This window comes from Cellulosimicrobium cellulans (genome assembly GCF_001722485.1).
In the GTDB taxonomy this organism is placed as follows: Bacteria; Actinomycetota; Actinomycetes; order Actinomycetales; family Cellulomonadaceae; genus Cellulosimicrobium; species Cellulosimicrobium cellulans_A.
In genome coordinates this window covers 15,646-29,011 of record NZ_LWGL01000027.1, presented here as the reverse complement: position 1 = coordinate 29,011, position 13,366 = coordinate 15,646, and the positions used below count along the sequence as shown (strand labels likewise).

General features: G+C 76.1%; 16 protein-coding genes. 7 read left to right on the top strand and 9 right to left on the bottom strand.

The window, feature by feature from the left end; genetic code table 11:
• On the top strand, positions 1 to 1,381 hold a 1,381-nt coding region (recD, locus tag JZ5iCDA_RS05295; RefSeq protein ID WP_069386203.1), incomplete at its 5' end, for an exodeoxyribonuclease V subunit alpha.
• Between the two features lie 39 nt (positions 1,382 to 1,420).
• Here recD and JZ5iCDA_RS05290 read toward each other — a convergent pair.
• Positions 1,421 to 1,777: a hypothetical protein gene (locus JZ5iCDA_RS05290; protein WP_069386202.1), complete on the bottom strand. Its 357-nt coding sequence runs from the start codon at positions 1,775 to 1,777 to the stop codon at positions 1,421 to 1,423.
• 186 nt (positions 1,778 to 1,963) lie between these two features.
• Here JZ5iCDA_RS05290 and JZ5iCDA_RS05285 point away from each other — a divergent pair, with 186 nt between their 5' ends.
• Genes JZ5iCDA_RS05285 through JZ5iCDA_RS05270 form a run of 4 tightly spaced genes read left to right on the top strand, consistent with a single transcriptional unit; the run spans position 1,964 to position 5,367 of the window.
• Positions 1,964 to 3,079: an LLM class flavin-dependent oxidoreductase gene (locus JZ5iCDA_RS05285; protein ID WP_069386201.1), complete on the top strand. Its 1,116-nt coding sequence runs from the start codon at positions 1,964 to 1,966 to the stop codon at positions 3,077 to 3,079.
• Between the two features lie 46 nt (positions 3,080 to 3,125).
• Complete coding sequence (locus JZ5iCDA_RS05280; protein ID WP_069386200.1) at positions 3,126 to 3,614, top strand: DUF7832 domain-containing protein; 489 nt, start codon at positions 3,126 to 3,128, stop codon at positions 3,612 to 3,614.
• Positions 3,615 to 3,622: 8 nt separating this feature from the next.
• Positions 3,623 to 4,438 carry an MBL fold metallo-hydrolase gene (locus JZ5iCDA_RS05275; RefSeq protein ID WP_069386199.1) on the top strand — a complete coding sequence of 272 codons (816 nt, stop codon included), beginning with the start codon at positions 3,623 to 3,625 and terminating at the stop codon, positions 4,436 to 4,438.
• A 50-nt stretch (positions 4,439 to 4,488) separates the two neighbouring features.
• Complete coding sequence (locus JZ5iCDA_RS05270; RefSeq protein WP_069386208.1) at positions 4,489 to 5,367, top strand: LLM class flavin-dependent oxidoreductase; 879 nt, start codon at positions 4,489 to 4,491, stop codon at positions 5,365 to 5,367.
• Positions 5,368 to 5,401: 34 nt separating this feature from the next.
• Here JZ5iCDA_RS05270 and JZ5iCDA_RS05265 read toward each other — a convergent pair whose 3' ends face one another.
• From JZ5iCDA_RS05265 to JZ5iCDA_RS05240, 6 genes are all read right to left on the bottom strand, one after another.
• Positions 5,402 to 5,692, bottom strand: coding sequence for a hypothetical protein (locus JZ5iCDA_RS05265; RefSeq protein WP_069386198.1), 291 nt, complete (start codon positions 5,690 to 5,692; stop codon positions 5,402 to 5,404).
• Positions 5,693 to 5,789: 97 nt separating this feature from the next.
• The gene (locus tag JZ5iCDA_RS05260) at positions 5,790 to 6,674 is read right to left on the bottom strand and encodes a GNAT family N-acetyltransferase (RefSeq protein WP_069386197.1); all 885 of its coding nucleotides are present in this window, start codon (positions 6,672 to 6,674) and stop codon (positions 5,790 to 5,792) included.
• 186 nt (positions 6,675 to 6,860) lie between these two features.
• Positions 6,861 to 7,598, bottom strand: coding sequence for a phosphoribosylformylglycinamidine synthase subunit PurQ (gene purQ / locus JZ5iCDA_RS05255; RefSeq protein ID WP_069386196.1), 738 nt, complete (start codon positions 7,596 to 7,598; stop codon positions 6,861 to 6,863).
• Complete coding sequence (purS, locus tag JZ5iCDA_RS05250) at positions 7,598 to 7,885, bottom strand: phosphoribosylformylglycinamidine synthase subunit PurS (protein ID WP_069386195.1); 288 nt, start codon at positions 7,883 to 7,885, stop codon at positions 7,598 to 7,600. The genes purQ and purS overlap by 1 nt, the downstream gene beginning before the upstream one ends.
• 137 nt (positions 7,886 to 8,022) lie before the next feature.
• Entirely contained in the window at positions 8,023 to 8,616 is a 594-nt protein-coding gene (locus JZ5iCDA_RS05245) for a hypothetical protein (protein ID WP_069386194.1), read from the bottom strand.
• Positions 8,613 to 9,014 (bottom strand): PadR family transcriptional regulator, encoded by a 402-nt coding sequence (locus tag JZ5iCDA_RS05240; RefSeq protein ID WP_253181963.1) that lies wholly within the window; start codon positions 9,012 to 9,014, stop codon positions 8,613 to 8,615. The genes JZ5iCDA_RS05245 and JZ5iCDA_RS05240 overlap by 4 nt, the downstream gene beginning before the upstream one ends.
• 142 nt (positions 9,015 to 9,156) lie before the next feature.
• Here JZ5iCDA_RS05240 and JZ5iCDA_RS05235 point away from each other — a divergent pair, with 142 nt between their 5' ends.
• Positions 9,157 to 9,504 (top strand): HNH endonuclease signature motif containing protein, encoded by a 348-nt coding sequence (locus JZ5iCDA_RS05235; protein WP_139122965.1) that lies wholly within the window; start codon positions 9,157 to 9,159, stop codon positions 9,502 to 9,504.
• 10 nt (positions 9,505 to 9,514) lie between these two features.
• On the opposite strand, the gene JZ5iCDA_RS05230 is transcribed toward JZ5iCDA_RS05235, so the two are convergent.
• Positions 9,515 to 10,483, bottom strand: coding sequence for a phosphoribosylaminoimidazolesuccinocarboxamide synthase (locus JZ5iCDA_RS05230; RefSeq protein ID WP_069386192.1), 969 nt, complete (start codon positions 10,481 to 10,483; stop codon positions 9,515 to 9,517).
• A 42-nt stretch (positions 10,484 to 10,525) separates the two neighbouring features.
• On the opposite strand from JZ5iCDA_RS05230, the gene JZ5iCDA_RS05225 reads away from it, so the two are divergent.
• Positions 10,526 to 12,001 carry an AAA family ATPase gene (locus tag JZ5iCDA_RS05225; RefSeq protein ID WP_083259690.1) on the top strand — a complete coding sequence of 492 codons (1,476 nt, stop codon included), beginning with the start codon at positions 10,526 to 10,528 and terminating at the stop codon, positions 11,999 to 12,001.
• A gap of 27 nt (positions 12,002 to 12,028) precedes the next feature.
• Here the strand turns inward: JZ5iCDA_RS05225 and purD are convergent, their stop codons facing one another.
• Positions 12,029 to 13,324: a phosphoribosylamine--glycine ligase gene (gene purD / locus JZ5iCDA_RS05220; RefSeq protein ID WP_069386191.1), complete on the bottom strand. Its 1,296-nt coding sequence runs from the start codon at positions 13,322 to 13,324 to the stop codon at positions 12,029 to 12,031.
• Between the last annotated feature and the right edge of the window lie 42 nt (positions 13,325 to 13,366).

The following is a 13,366-nucleotide window of genomic DNA, read 5'->3' as shown; positions in this document are numbered from 1 at the left end:
CGCGCACCGGCGCCTCACGGTCCTCACGGGCGGGCCGGGCACCGGCAAGACGACGACGGTCGCCCGGCTCCTCGCCGTCCTCCACGACGCCGCGGCGCCCGCCGACGGCTCCCGCCTGCGCGTCGCGCTCGCCGCCCCGACCGGCAAGGCCGCCGCCCGGCTGCAGGAGGCGGTCCGGGAGGTCGTGTCCGGGTTCGAGCCCGCCGACCGCGACCGCGTCGGCGCGCCCGTCGCGTCGACCCTGCACCGGCTGCTCGGCCACAAGCCGGGCAGCAGCACGCGGTTCCGGCACGACGCGCACCACCACCTGCCGCACGACGTCGTCGTCGTCGACGAGACGTCGATGGTTGCGCTGCCGCTCATGGCCCGGCTGCTCGAGGCGCTGCGCCCCGACGCGCGGCTCGTGCTCGTCGGGGACCCCGACCAGCTCGCGTCCGTCGAGGCCGGCGCCGTGCTCGGCGACCTCGTGCACCGGCACCCGCACCTCGCGCCGCCGACGTCCCCGGCGATCGTGGCCCAGGCCGAGCACGCGCTCGCCGACGCGCCGCCGCCCGAGGAGGGCGAGGTCGACGACCGCCGCGCCCTGGGCAACGGCGTCGTCCGGCTGCGCACCGTCCACCGCCAGGGCAGCGACTCGTCGATCCTGCCGCTCGCCGCGGCGATCCGCTCCGGCGACGCCGACGCGGTCGTCGCGCTGCTGCGTGCGGGCGACGCGTCGGTCGAGTTCCTCGAGACGGCGGACGACGAGCCGGACGAGGCGACCCTCGCCGCCGTCCGGGCCGACGCCGTGGCGACCGGTGAACGCCTCGTCGCCGCCGCGCGCGCGGGCGACGCGGCGGGCGCGCTCGCGGCGCTCGCGCAGCACCGCGTCATGGTGGCGCACCGGCGTGGACCCGCGGGCCGTGGCCGCTGGGCCGGTCAGGTCGAGGCGTGGGTCGAGCAGGCCACGGGCCAGCACGCGACGGACTCGCCCTGGGCCGCGGGCCGACCGCTGCTCGTCACGACGAACGACGCCGACGTCGGCCTGTACAACGGCGACACGGGCGTGCTGGTCTCCGAGGGCGACGGCAGCACCGGTGGGGTCGTCGCCGTGTTCGGCGACCCGCGGGCGCCGCTGCGCGTCCGCACCCACCGGCTTCCCCCGGTCGAGACCGTGCACGCGATGACCGTGCACCGCGCCCAGGGCAGCCAGTTCGACCGGGTCACGCTCGTCCTGCCCCCGGCGACGTCGCCGCTCCTCACGCGCGAGCTGCTCTACACCGCGGTGACGCGCGCGCAGACGTTCGTCCGCGTCGTCGGCTCGGAGGAGGCCGTCCGCACCGCCGTCGCGACCGCCGTGCACCGCGCGAGCGGCCTGCGCACGCCGCTCCCGGCACGCTGAGGCCACCCGTCACGTTGCGGCCCGCGGACCATCACCGGCTCACTCGAAGCCGGGGTACTCCCACGGCTCGACGTCGAACAGCGCGCGCGTCGCGGGCGCGCCGCGCACGAGCTCGGCGACCACGTGGCGGTGCAGCACCTCGGCGCCGCTGCGCGTGTACGCGCTGCTGAACAGGCCACCGGGCTCGACGCGCGTCGAGTACATGAGCGGCATGCGACCCTCGGACCGGTCGTACCCGACCCAGCGCGTGTAGACCGACCAGCCGCCGACGACGTCCAGCCCGACGACCGACCGGTCGTCGCCCTTGAGCTCGTGCCACGTCCGCTCGTCGATCGGCATGCCGTCGAAGTCGTAGAACAGCACCACGTCGGCGTGGAAGTTGATCTCCTCGTCCACGGCCGCCCCCTCGCCCCAGGGTCTCTCGTCTCCGGCACGTCCTCGCTGCGCGCACCGCTCGTGGAGCGATCATGCACCGGGTGGGCCACCCGTGCCATCGGGCGCGCCCGGCGCGCGAGGGTGGGCACGGGCACGCTCGGCCGACGCGCGGAATACGGCCGGTGGACGCCGCGGTTGTCGCTGGGGATGAGCACCTCCGCCGGCGCCGCCGCGCCCACCAGCCCCCGCCTGTCCGTCCTCGACCTCGTGCCCGTGCGCTCGGGCCAGACGAGCGCCCAGGCGGTGCACGCCTCGCTCGAGCTCGTCCGCCTCGCGGACCGCCTCGGCTACGAGCGGTACTGGTTCGCCGAGCACCACAACATGGCCGCGGTGGCCGCGTCGACGCCGCCGGTGATGATCGCGGCCGCGGCGTCCGTGACCGAGCGGATCCGCGTCGGCTCGGGCGGCGTCATGCTGCCCAACCACGCGCCGCTCGTCGTCGCCGAGCAGTTCGCCGCGCTCGAGGCGATCGCGCCCGGCCGCGTCGACCTCGGTATCGGCCGCGCCCCCGGCTCCGACCCGGTCGTCACCCAGCTCCTGCGGATCACCGGCCCGACCGCCGACGTCGACCGCTTCCCCCAGCACGTCACCGACATCCTCGCGCTCATGAGCCCCCAGGGCGCCCAGCTGCGGCTGACGAGCGGTCAGGTGTACGACGTGCACGCCACGCCGGCCGCCGAGAGCACGCCGACCGTGTGGCTGCTCGGGTCGAGCGACTACTCCGCGCGCCTCGCGGCCGAGCTCGGTCTGCCGTACGTGTTCGCGAACCACTTCTCGGGGCAGGGCATCGACGAGGTCCTCGCGCTGTACCGCGACGGCTACCGCCCGAGCGAGGCGCACCCGGAACCGCGCACGTTCCTCACCGCGAACGTGGTCGTCGCCGAGACGGCCGAGGAGGCGCACGCCCGCGCGCTGCCGCAGCTGCGGATGATGGCGCGGCTGCGCTCGGGCGGGGCGCTCGGCGCGCTCGAGACCGTCGAGGAGGCGCAGGCCTCTCCGCTCGGCGCGCTCGCCGAGGACGCCATCGAGTCCATGCGCACCCGCTGGGTCATCGGCACGCCCGACGAGGCTGCCGCCGAGCTGCGCCGGCTCGCGGACCGCCATGGCGTCGACGAGGTCATGGTCGTGCCCGTCGCCGCGTCCCGCGCGGACGAGCCGGTCGACGCGACGCCCGGCCGGGCCCGCACGCTCGAGCTCCTCGCGGGCGCGCTCGCAGCCGACGCCACGCCGGTGCCCGCGGCGGACGGCGCGGCGACCGCCTGAGCCGCACGGACCCCGTCGGGCGCGTGCGGCGGGTAGCGTCGCCGTCATGACCACGACGTTCGACGACGCGACCTGGCACTCCACCGAGGACGGCTATCCGACGGACCTGGGCCCGGACGCGGCGGCGACCCACGTCGGCGTGTTCCTCACCTGGGCGGTGCTGTCCGGCCACGCCTCCGCCGCGCTGGAGCGCGACGCCGCCGACGCCGTCGCTGCGCTGCGCAACCGTTCGACCACGGGCGGCCGGTTCGTCCTCGACGTGTGCGACGGCCGGCTCGACGCCGACGCCCTGGACGACGTCGCGGCCGCGTTCGCCGCCGCCTACTACACGGGCGGCGACGACGAGGACGAGGAGGCCGGCCTCTACCTCGAGGACTACGTGGACGCCGTGAGCCCCGGCGAGGGTGACCCCACGGACGTCTACCGCGTGCCGGACACGTGGGACACGTACGAGCTGGTCGGCCCGCTCGTCGAGGCCCGGTTCGCGCAGTGGCAGGACGAGGGCCGCCCCGCCGTCCTGCGCCACCGCGCCTGAGGCGCGCCGTGCCCGCACCGACGCCCGTCACGCGCCTCGCCTCCGTGCTGCGCGCCGACAACCCCGGGCCGATGACCCTCGACGGCACGCGCTCGTACGTGCTGCGTGCGCCGGGTGCGTCCGGGTGCGTCGTCGTGGACCCCGGGCCGGACGACGACGCGCACCTCGACGCGCTCGCCGCGGCAGGCCCGGTGGAGCTCGTGCTGGTCACGCACCGGCACGCCGACCACACCGCCGGGTCGGCGCGGCTGCGCGTCCTCACGGGGGCGCCGGTCCGCGGCGCCGACCCCGCGCACTGCCACGGCGCCGAGCCGCTCGCCGACGGGGAGACGATCGAGGCGGCGGGCCTGCGGGTCGACGTCGTCGCCACGCCCGGGCACACCGCGGACTCGGTGTGCCTCGTCCTGCCCGACGACGAGTCGCTCGCTCCCGACGACGGCGCGGCAGGCACGGTGCTCACCGGGGACACCGTCCTCGGGACGGGGACGACCGTGCTCGCGGAGCCGGACGGGTCGCTCACCGACTACCTCGACAGCCTGGACCGGCTCGAGGCCGTCACCACCGGGCGCCGCGTGACCGGGCTGCCGGGCCACGGCCCCGCCGTCGACGACCTCGGCGAGCGGGTGCGCGCCTACCGGGAGCACCGCCTCGACCGGCTGGCGCAGGTCCGCGCGGCGCTGGCAGAGCTCGGGACGACCGCGCACGCCGACGACGCCACCAACCGGGTCGTCTCGCTCGTCTACGCGGACGTCGACCCGTCGGTGCGCGGCGCGGCGAGGCAGAGCGTCGCGGCGCAGCTCGCCTACCTCCTGCGCCAGGAGTGAGCTGGGGCCACCCGCGCTGCGTGTCGGACCGCCGCGGCACGATGGGTCGCATGACGACTCCACGCCTCGGCATCGCGTTCGTCCCCGCCCACGCCCCGGAGAGCCTGCGCGCCCTCGCGACCACGGCGGAGTCCGCCGGTCTCGACGACGTGTGGGTCTGGGAGGACTGCTTCAAGCAGAGCGGCCTCGCGTCCGCCGCGGCCGCGCTCGCCTGGACCGAGCGCGTGCGCGTCGGGCTCGGGCTGATGCCCGCGCCGCTGCGCAGCACGGCCGTCACGGCCATGGAGGTCGCGAACCTCGGGCGCATGTTCCCCGGCCGGTTCGTGGCAGGCGTCGGGCACGGCGTGCAGGAGTGGATGGGGCAGGCGGGCGTGCGGGCCGCGTCGCCGCTCACGCTGCTGCGCGAGCACACCGAGGCGCTGCGCCGGCTGCTCGCGGGCGAGGAGGTCACGACGTCCGGGCGCTACGTCACGCTCGACCGCGTGCGCCTCGACTGGCCGCCGACCGAGCCGGCGCCGCTGTGGCTCGGCGGGGTGGGCCCCCGATCGCTCGCCCTCGCGGGCGAGCTGGGCGACGGGCTCATCCTGGCGAACGCGTACGCGCCCGAGGAGGTCCGCGGGGTCGTCGACGTCGCGCGGGCCGCCGCGACGTCGGCCGGCCGGTCGACGCTCGACGTCCAGGCCACGCTCATCGCCGCCACCGGCGACGGGGCGCAGGAGCGCGTGGACCGCGAGCTCCCGCTGTGGGGACGCAAGCCCGGCGAGGGCGTCGGGGCCGCAGGAGACGCGCGCACCGTTGCGGACGCCGTGCTCGCGCTCCGGGACGCCGGCGCCACCGCGGTGGCGATCCAGCCGACGGCGGACGAGCCTGACCTCCACGCGTTCGTGCGGTTCCTCGGGAGCGACGTGCGGCCGCTGCTCGAGGACTGAGCGCCGCCCGAGCGGCTCAGTGCCCCTCGCGCGGTCAGCGCGTGACGGCGCGAGCCCGACGCCGCTCGCGCAGCCCGTGCACGAGGGCCGCCACCGCGGTCACGAGGGCCACGGCGGCGACGGCGATCGCGAGGCGGACCGGGAACGCGGCGTACAGGTCGGTCACCTCGGCGACGGGGATGCCCCACGCGGTGACGGTCTCCCGGGCCTCCGCGGCGAGCTCGCCGGCGCGGCCGGGGACCAGCGCGACGGCGCCGAGCACCCACCCGATCAGCTCACCCAGGAGGGCCGGCACGGAGTATGCGCTGGTCAGGGCGGTGATCACGCCGACACCCTACCGGTTCGCGCCCGCGCGAACCAGGACGAACCCGGGCGGGTTGGTACCGCCTTCGGGGACGGCTCAGGAAGGGGCGCGGGGACGGTCAGCCGAGGGGCTTGGCGAAGCAGAGCGCGATGCCCGCGACGTCGCGGTCGAACGGCGGGTACGGCAGCACCACGCGGAAGCCCAGCGACCGGTACAGCGCGATCGCGCCGGGCTGACGGATGCCCGTCTCGAGCAGGAGCGTCCGCGCGCCGCGGCGCCGGGCCTCGGTCTCCACCGCCGCCAGGAGCGCTCGGGCGACGCCCGACCCGCGGGCCGCCTCGCGCACGAAGACCTTCTTCACCTCGAGCGCGTCACCGTGGACCTCACGCACCTCGTCCGCGACCTGCTGCAGCGACGCGCAGCCGAGCGCGTCGTCGCCGCGCCCGGCCACGAACGTCGCGACCACGCGCGTGCCGAGCCGTGCGTCGACCGCGTCGAACCCGCCCGCGGCGTCGAGCCCGGTGAACAGCTCCGGGTACAGGACCGCGGACGACGTGTCGTGCATCTCGCGGCGCAGCGCAGCGGCGTCCGGGTCGTCCCACGGCACCGCGCGCACCTCGACGTCGTCGGGCACGCCGGGCCCGGACGTCGTCTCGCGCACCGGCGCGGCGAGATCCAGCGCGAAGCACCGCGACAGCGGGTCGCCCGCGTAGTGGCCGTACGGCTCGGTCGGCACGTAGCCGAGCGACAGGTACAGGTCGATGGACTCCGGCTGCCGCGTGCCGGTCTCGAGCACGAGCCGCCGCAGGCCGGTGCTCACCGCGTGCGCGTGCACGGCCTGCATGACGGTGCGGGCGTGCCCACGGCCGCGGTGCTCGGCCGCGACGTAGAGACGCTTGACCTCGCCCGTCGCGGGCGGGTGGTGCGCGCCGCGACCGTCGGGCGTGCCCGAGACGTCGCGCAGCGCGGCGCACGCGACCGGCGTCCCCCCCGTCGTGGACAACGAACGCCGCGAGCAGCCCGGCGGCGTCGAACGCGTCGCTGTCGGGCTCGCCGTAGCGCTCGGCGAGCTCGGCCTGCTGCCGGCCGAACAGCGCGAGCGCGTCCGCGTCGTCCCCGCCGACCACGGACACGGTGACGCCCGGTGCGGGCGCCGTCCGTGCGTCGTCGACCGTCCGCGCGTCGAGGCTCACGCCCGGACGAGCGCGCTCAGCACCGAGGTGAAGAACCCGAGCCCGTCCGTGCCGGCGCGCGGGCCGGCCTCGGACGCGGGGCCGAAGCCCGCCTCGACCGCGTGCTCGGGGTGCGGCATGAGCCCCACGACGTTGCCCGCCGCGTTGGTGATCCCCGCGATGTCGCGGCGCGAGCCGTTCGGGTTCCAGCCGTCGTAGCGGAACACCACGCGGCCCTCGCCCTCGAGCTCGTCGAGCGTGCGGTCGTCGGCCACGAACTGGCCGTCCTGGTTCTTCAGCGGGATGGTGATCCGCTGGCCCTTCGTGAAGTCGCGCGTCCAGGCCGTGTCCGCGTTCTCGACGACGAGCACCTGCTCCCGGCAGATGAAGTGCAGGTGGTCGTTCTTGATCATCGAGCCGGGCAGCAGGTGCGCCTCGGTGAGGACCTGGAAGCCGTTGCAGATGCCCAGCACCGGCAGGCCGCCGCGGGCCGCGTCGACGAGCGACTCCATGACGGGCGCGAACCGGCTGATCGCCCCGGCGCGCAGGTAGTCGCCGTAGGAGAACCCGCCGGGCAGGACGACGGCGTCGACGCCGTGCAGGTCGGCGTCCGCGTGCCACAGCGGCACGGCCTCGCCGCCGGCGAGGCGCACGCCGCGCGCGGCGTCGCGGTCGTCGAGCGTGCCCGGGAAGGTCACGACGCCGACGCGGGCACCACCCAGGGCCGCCTCCGGGGCGGTGGTCGTGGCGGTCATCAGGCGAGCCCCTCGGACAGGACCGTGCCGGCCGCGTCCGTCGCGGCGTCGGCCACGCGGACGACGTCCTCGATCACCGGGTTGGACAGCACCTTGGCCGCGGCCTCCTGGGCGGCGGCGAGGACCTCGGGCGTCACGTCGCCCTCGACCTCGAGCTCGAAGCGCTTGCCCTGGCGGACGGAGGTGAACTGGGTGAAGCCGAGGCGCGGCAGCGCCCCGACGACGGCCTTGCCCTGCGGGTCCAGGATCTCGGGCTTCGGCATGACCTCGACGACGACGCGTCCCACGGGTGCTCCTAGGGGAGGTGTTCGGGAGAGCCGGGGGCTCCGGGATCCCGGTCACGGGCGCGTGCAGCGAGGCGGCACGGCGTGAGCGAGCGGGAGCCGACGGCGGGATTCCGCGCGTCAGTCTACCCGCGCCGTCGTCACGCTCGGTCGCCGTCCGCCCGCTGGGTGCGCCCGCCGTCGGCCGTCGACGGCGCGCGCGGCACCTCGACGGGGATGTTCCCCTCGAGGACGTGCTTGCGCCAGGCCCTGGCGACGTGAAGGCGGCGAAAGATGGCACCTCCGACGGCGAACGTCACGAGGAGAACCAGGACGAGCCACGGCGAGTACGTCACGGGACTCTGTCCGAACAGCCAGCCTTGCAACGCCGGAACACCGAACCAGACCGCGAGCACGATCACCATGTTGAACGCCTTCGTGCGCCACGCGAACAACGCCCCGTGGATGTCGTCGGCGACCCACCACCAGTACCGCGCGGGCAGGCGCACGTCGAGCGTCCGGTAGAGCAACCACCGGCCGAGCGGCGGGTGCTCGCGCCACCGCAGGCCCCAGCCCGCCCGGACGAGTCCCCACGCCTCGCGGGCGCCGATCCCCCGGGGCGCGCGGCCGCCGTCGGGCACGGGCGGGGCGAGGTCCAGCAGGACGGCGAGCGCCTCGTCGCCGTGCGCGTCGCGCCAGCGCTGCGGGTAGGCGTGCAGCCAGAACCGCGCGGACCGCTCGTACCGGCCGGTCATGCCGGCTCTCCCGTCGCGCCCGGGGCGTCGCCGGGTCGGGCGAGCGATCGGCGCGCCCGGTCCGCGAGCTCGGCGAGGCGCAGCGTCTCGGCCTGCGCGGCGCGCCGGCCGTCGCCGGTCGCGCGGTAGTACCGGCGCAGGCGTCCGTCGACGACCTCCTCGCCGGTCGCCTCCACGAGGCCCGCCGCGACGAGGCGGTCGAGGTTGCCGTAGAGCGTCCCCGCGCCGAGGCGGGTGCGCCCGCCCGACAGCTCGCGCACCTCCTGGATCACGGCGTACCCGTGCCGGGGCTCGCCGGCGAGCGCGAGCAGCACCAGGTAGGCCTGCTCGGTCATGCGGAACCCGCTCAGCTTCGCCACGACCGATATATATCGCACGGCGACCCATGGCGCCACCATCTCGCGCAGGCCCGTGTCAGTGGCGCCCCGTACGATCGAACACACGTTCGAGACGCACGCTCGAGCGCGTGCGAGGGCGGGGTCCTGCCCCTTCCCCGCCGTCGCACGGATCCGCCCACAGGACGAGGAAGGAGACGCGCCGATGACGGCACCACCGGTCCCCACGCCACCACCGGGCACGACACCGCACCGCCCGTCGGTGCGGACGGTCGCCGCGGTCCTCGCGCGCGACGGGACCTGCACGTTCCCCGGCTGCCGGGTCCCGGCCTTCCGGTGCGACCTCGACCACGTCGTGCGCCCGCGGCCCGGTGCGGACGACGGCAGGGACGACGGGCAGGGCGCGGACAACCTGGTCTCGCTGTGCCGCCACCACCGCGTCGTCCGGGCGCGCGACGGGTGGCGTCCGGCGCTGCTCGCGGACGGCACGGTCCGCTGGACCGCGCCGAGCGGCCACACCTACGTCCGGCCGAGCACCTGGCGGACGGCGTGACCGCGGCGCGTCAGGCGAGCGGCGAGCCCGTCAGCCGCTCGTAGGCCTCGAGGTAGCGCGCCCGCGTCCGCGCCACGACGTCCGCCGGCAGCGACGGGAGCGTCGTGTCCGACGCGCGGTCCCATCCCGAGGCGGGCGACGCGAGCCAGTCGCGGACGAACTGCTTGTCGAAGCTCGGCTGCGAGCGCCCCGGCTCCCACTGGTCCGCGGGCCAGAAGCGCGAGGAGTCGGGCGTGAGCACCTCGTCGCCGAGGACGGTCTCGCCCGTGTCGCGGTCCACCCCGAACTCGAGCTTCGTGTCCGCGAGGATGACGCCCCGCTCCCGGGCGATCGCCTCCGCCCGCGCGTACACGGCGAGCGTGAGGTCGCGCAGCCGCGACGCGTCCTCGACGCCGATCTGCACGGCAACGGCGTCGAAGGTGACGTTCTCGTCGTGCTCGCCCACGGCCGCCTTGGTGGCGGGCGTGAAGACCGGCTCGGGGAGGCGCGACCCGTCGACGAGCCCCTCCGGCAGCACCACCCCGCACACGGCCCCGCCCGCGCGGTACTCCGCGAGGCCCGACCCGGTCAGGTAGCCGCGCGCGACGCACTCGACGGGGAACATGTCGAGGCGCCGGCAGATCATCGCCCGCCCCGCCACGACGTCGGGAACGAGGCCGTCGCCCGGCAGCGCCGAGACCGCGGTCGACACGACGTGGTTCGGCACGAGGTCCGCGAGCTGGTCGAACCACCACAGGCTGAGCTGCGTGAGCACGACCCCCTTGTCGGGGATGCCGGGCGACAGCACGTGGTCGAACGCGCTGACGCGGTCGCTCGCGACGACGAGCACGACGTCGCCGAGCGGGTGCACGCCGCCCACCGCGGGCAGGTCGGGCTCGTACAGGTCGCGCACCTTGCCGGAGTACACGTGCCGCCAGCCCGGGAGCTCGAGACCCGACGTGTCGAACGCGTCGTCCTCGCCGAGCGAGAGGGCTGGCACAAAGGGCTGGGGCGTGTCCGTCACGGCCCCTAGTCTCGCACCATGCCTCCCACGCCCGCCGCCGTGTCCGGCCCCGTCCCGCCGGACGGCAACCCGACCGCCGCCGCCTCGACGCCCGGCGACGGCCCCCTGGACGACCCCCGCGTCACGGCGTTCCTCGACACCTTCTCGACGTTCATGGGCGCGGTGAACCGGCGCGCCGAGCGGCAGCAGCGCGCCGGGTCCGGTCCGACGGTCGCGGACGCGCTGCGCGAGCACCTCGGCACCGACCCGCGGACGCTCGCCGTCGTCACGGAGACGGTGTCCACCCTGCGCACGGTCGACGCGGACGTGGCGGTCGAGGTGGTGGTGGCGCAGCACGGGGGCGGACGGCTCGTCGGTGTCGGCGGGGGCGAGCAGCGCATGCACTCGTCGCTGTCGGAGATCGTCGAGCACTCGGCCGTGTGGGGGCAGTTCCCCGTCGGTGCCGTCGACTACGCCCGCGCGGCGACCGGTCCGGACACGGAGCGCAGGACCGTCGCCTTCGGCCTGCACCTGTTCACGTACGCGGGATCTCCGGCCGCCGTGCTCCAGCGCGCCGGCAGCCCGCGCCACGGGAACGGTGCCGCGCTCGAGGTGATGTGCGCGGACGAGGACGCGGCGCTGGCCCTCCTCGCCGAGCTGCGCACCGCGATGGTCGAGCACAGCGTGCTGCGAGGCCAGGTCGTCACGTTCACCACGTCGGAGTACGGGCCGGCGTCCGCCGGCATGACGTTCCACCGCCGCGACCGCGTGCCCGCGAGCGACGTCGTCCTCCCGCAGGGCACGCTCGACCGGATCGAGCGCCAGGTCGTCGGCGTCGCCCGGCACCGGGCCGCGCTCGCGGCGGCGGGCCAGCACCTGAAGCGGGGCGTCCTCCTCTACGGCCCTCCCGGCACCGGGAAGACGCACACGGTGCGTCACCTCGTCGGCGAGAGCCCCGGCACCACCGTGATCCTGCTCGCCGGCGGCGCGCTGCGTCTGGTGCGGCTCGCGGCCGACACCGCCCGCGCGATGCAGCCCGCGCTCGTCGTGCTCGAGGACTGCGACCTCATCGCCGAGGACCGTTCGTTCCACGACGGCCCGCAGCCCCTGCTGTTCGAGGTGCTCGACGCGATGGACGGGCTCGACACCGACGCGGACGTCGCCTTCGTCCTGACGACGAACCGCGCGGACCTGCTCGAGCGCGCCCTCGCCCAGCGCCCGGGCCGGGTGGACCTCGCGGTCGAGATCCCGCTGCCGGACGAGTCGGCCCGGCGACGGCTGTTCGAGCTCTACCGCGGCGAGCTCCCCTTCTCGGCGGACGCGCTCGCCGACGCCGCGGCCCGGACCGCCGGCGTGACGGCGTCGTTCGTCAAGGAGGCAGTCCGCCGCGCGGTGCTGCGCGCGGCGGAGGCCGGTCACGACGTCGGCGACCCCGACCTGCGCTCGGCGGTCCTCGAGATGACGGGCGACGCCGAGCGCGTCACCCGGTCCCTGCTCGGCTCGGTCCCCGACTGACGCGACGGGCGGAGGCGCGTACGGCCGTCAGCCGCCGAGCACGACCTCGCCCGCCGCGGCCTTCGCCGCGATGTCGGTGCGGTGCTGGGACCCGGCGAGCACGATCCGGCCGACGGCGTCGTACGCCCGGCGGCGCGCCTCGTCGAGGTCGGCGCCGCGTGCCACGACGGACAGCACGCGCCCGCCCGAGGCGACGAGCGCGCCGTCGTCGGACCGCGAGGTGCCGGCGTGCAGCACGTGCACGCCCTCGACCTGCTCCGCGGCGTCGATGCCCGTGATCGGGTCGCCGCTGCGCACCGCTCCGGGGTAACCCTCGGCCGCGACGACGACGGTCACGGACGCGTCGTCGGACCACACCAGCGGGGGCAGTCCGCCGAGCCGGCCCTGCGCCGCGGCGAGCATCACCGTCGACAGCGGCGTGACGAGGCGCGACAGCACCGACTGCGTCTCCGGGTCGCCGAAGCGCGCGTTGAACTCCACGACGCGCGTCCCGCGGCTCGTCAGCGCGAGGCCGACGTAGAGCACGCCGACGAACGGCGTGCCGCGCCGGGCCATCTCGTCGACCGTCGGCTGCGCGATGCGCGTGACGACCTCCTCGACGAGACCGGCAGGCGCCCACGGCAGCGGGCTGTACGCCCCCATGCCGCCGGTGTTCGGGCCGGCGTCGCCGTCGAGCGCGCGCTTGAAGTCCTGGGCGGGGACGAGCGGCACGACGGTCGACCCGTCGCTCAGGCAGAACAGCGACACCTCGGGGCCGTCGAGGTACTCCTCGACGACCACGCGACGTCCCTCGCCGTCGAGGCACGCACGCGCGTGCTCGAGCGCGGCCTCGCGGTCGTCGGTGACGACGACGCCCTTGCCCGCGGCGAGGCCGTCGTCCTTGATGACGTAGGGGGCGCCGAACGCGTCGACCGCGGCGGCCACCTCGTCGACGTCGGTGCACACGTGCGCGAGCGCCGTCGGGACGGACGCGGCGGCCATGACCTCCTTGGCGAACGCCTTGGAGCCCTCGAGCCGGGCGGCCTCGGCGCTCGGGCCGAAGACGGGGATGCCGACGGCGCGCACGGCGTCCGCCACGCCGGCGACGAGCGGCGCCTCGGGGCCGACGACGACGAGGTCCGCCCCGAGCTCCGTCGCGAGCGCCGCGACCGCGGCGCCGTCGTTCTGGTCGACGCGGTGCAGCGTCGCGAGGCCGGCGATCCCCGGGTTGCCGGGGGCGGCGTGGAGCTCGTGCGGCTCCGCACCGGGCCGGTCGGCCTCGAGCGCGAGGGCGTGGAGGATGGCGTGCTCGCGGGCACCGGGACCGACGACGAGGATCTTCACGGGCGTCGAGTCTACCGACGCGCCTTGCGCGACCGGCCGGCG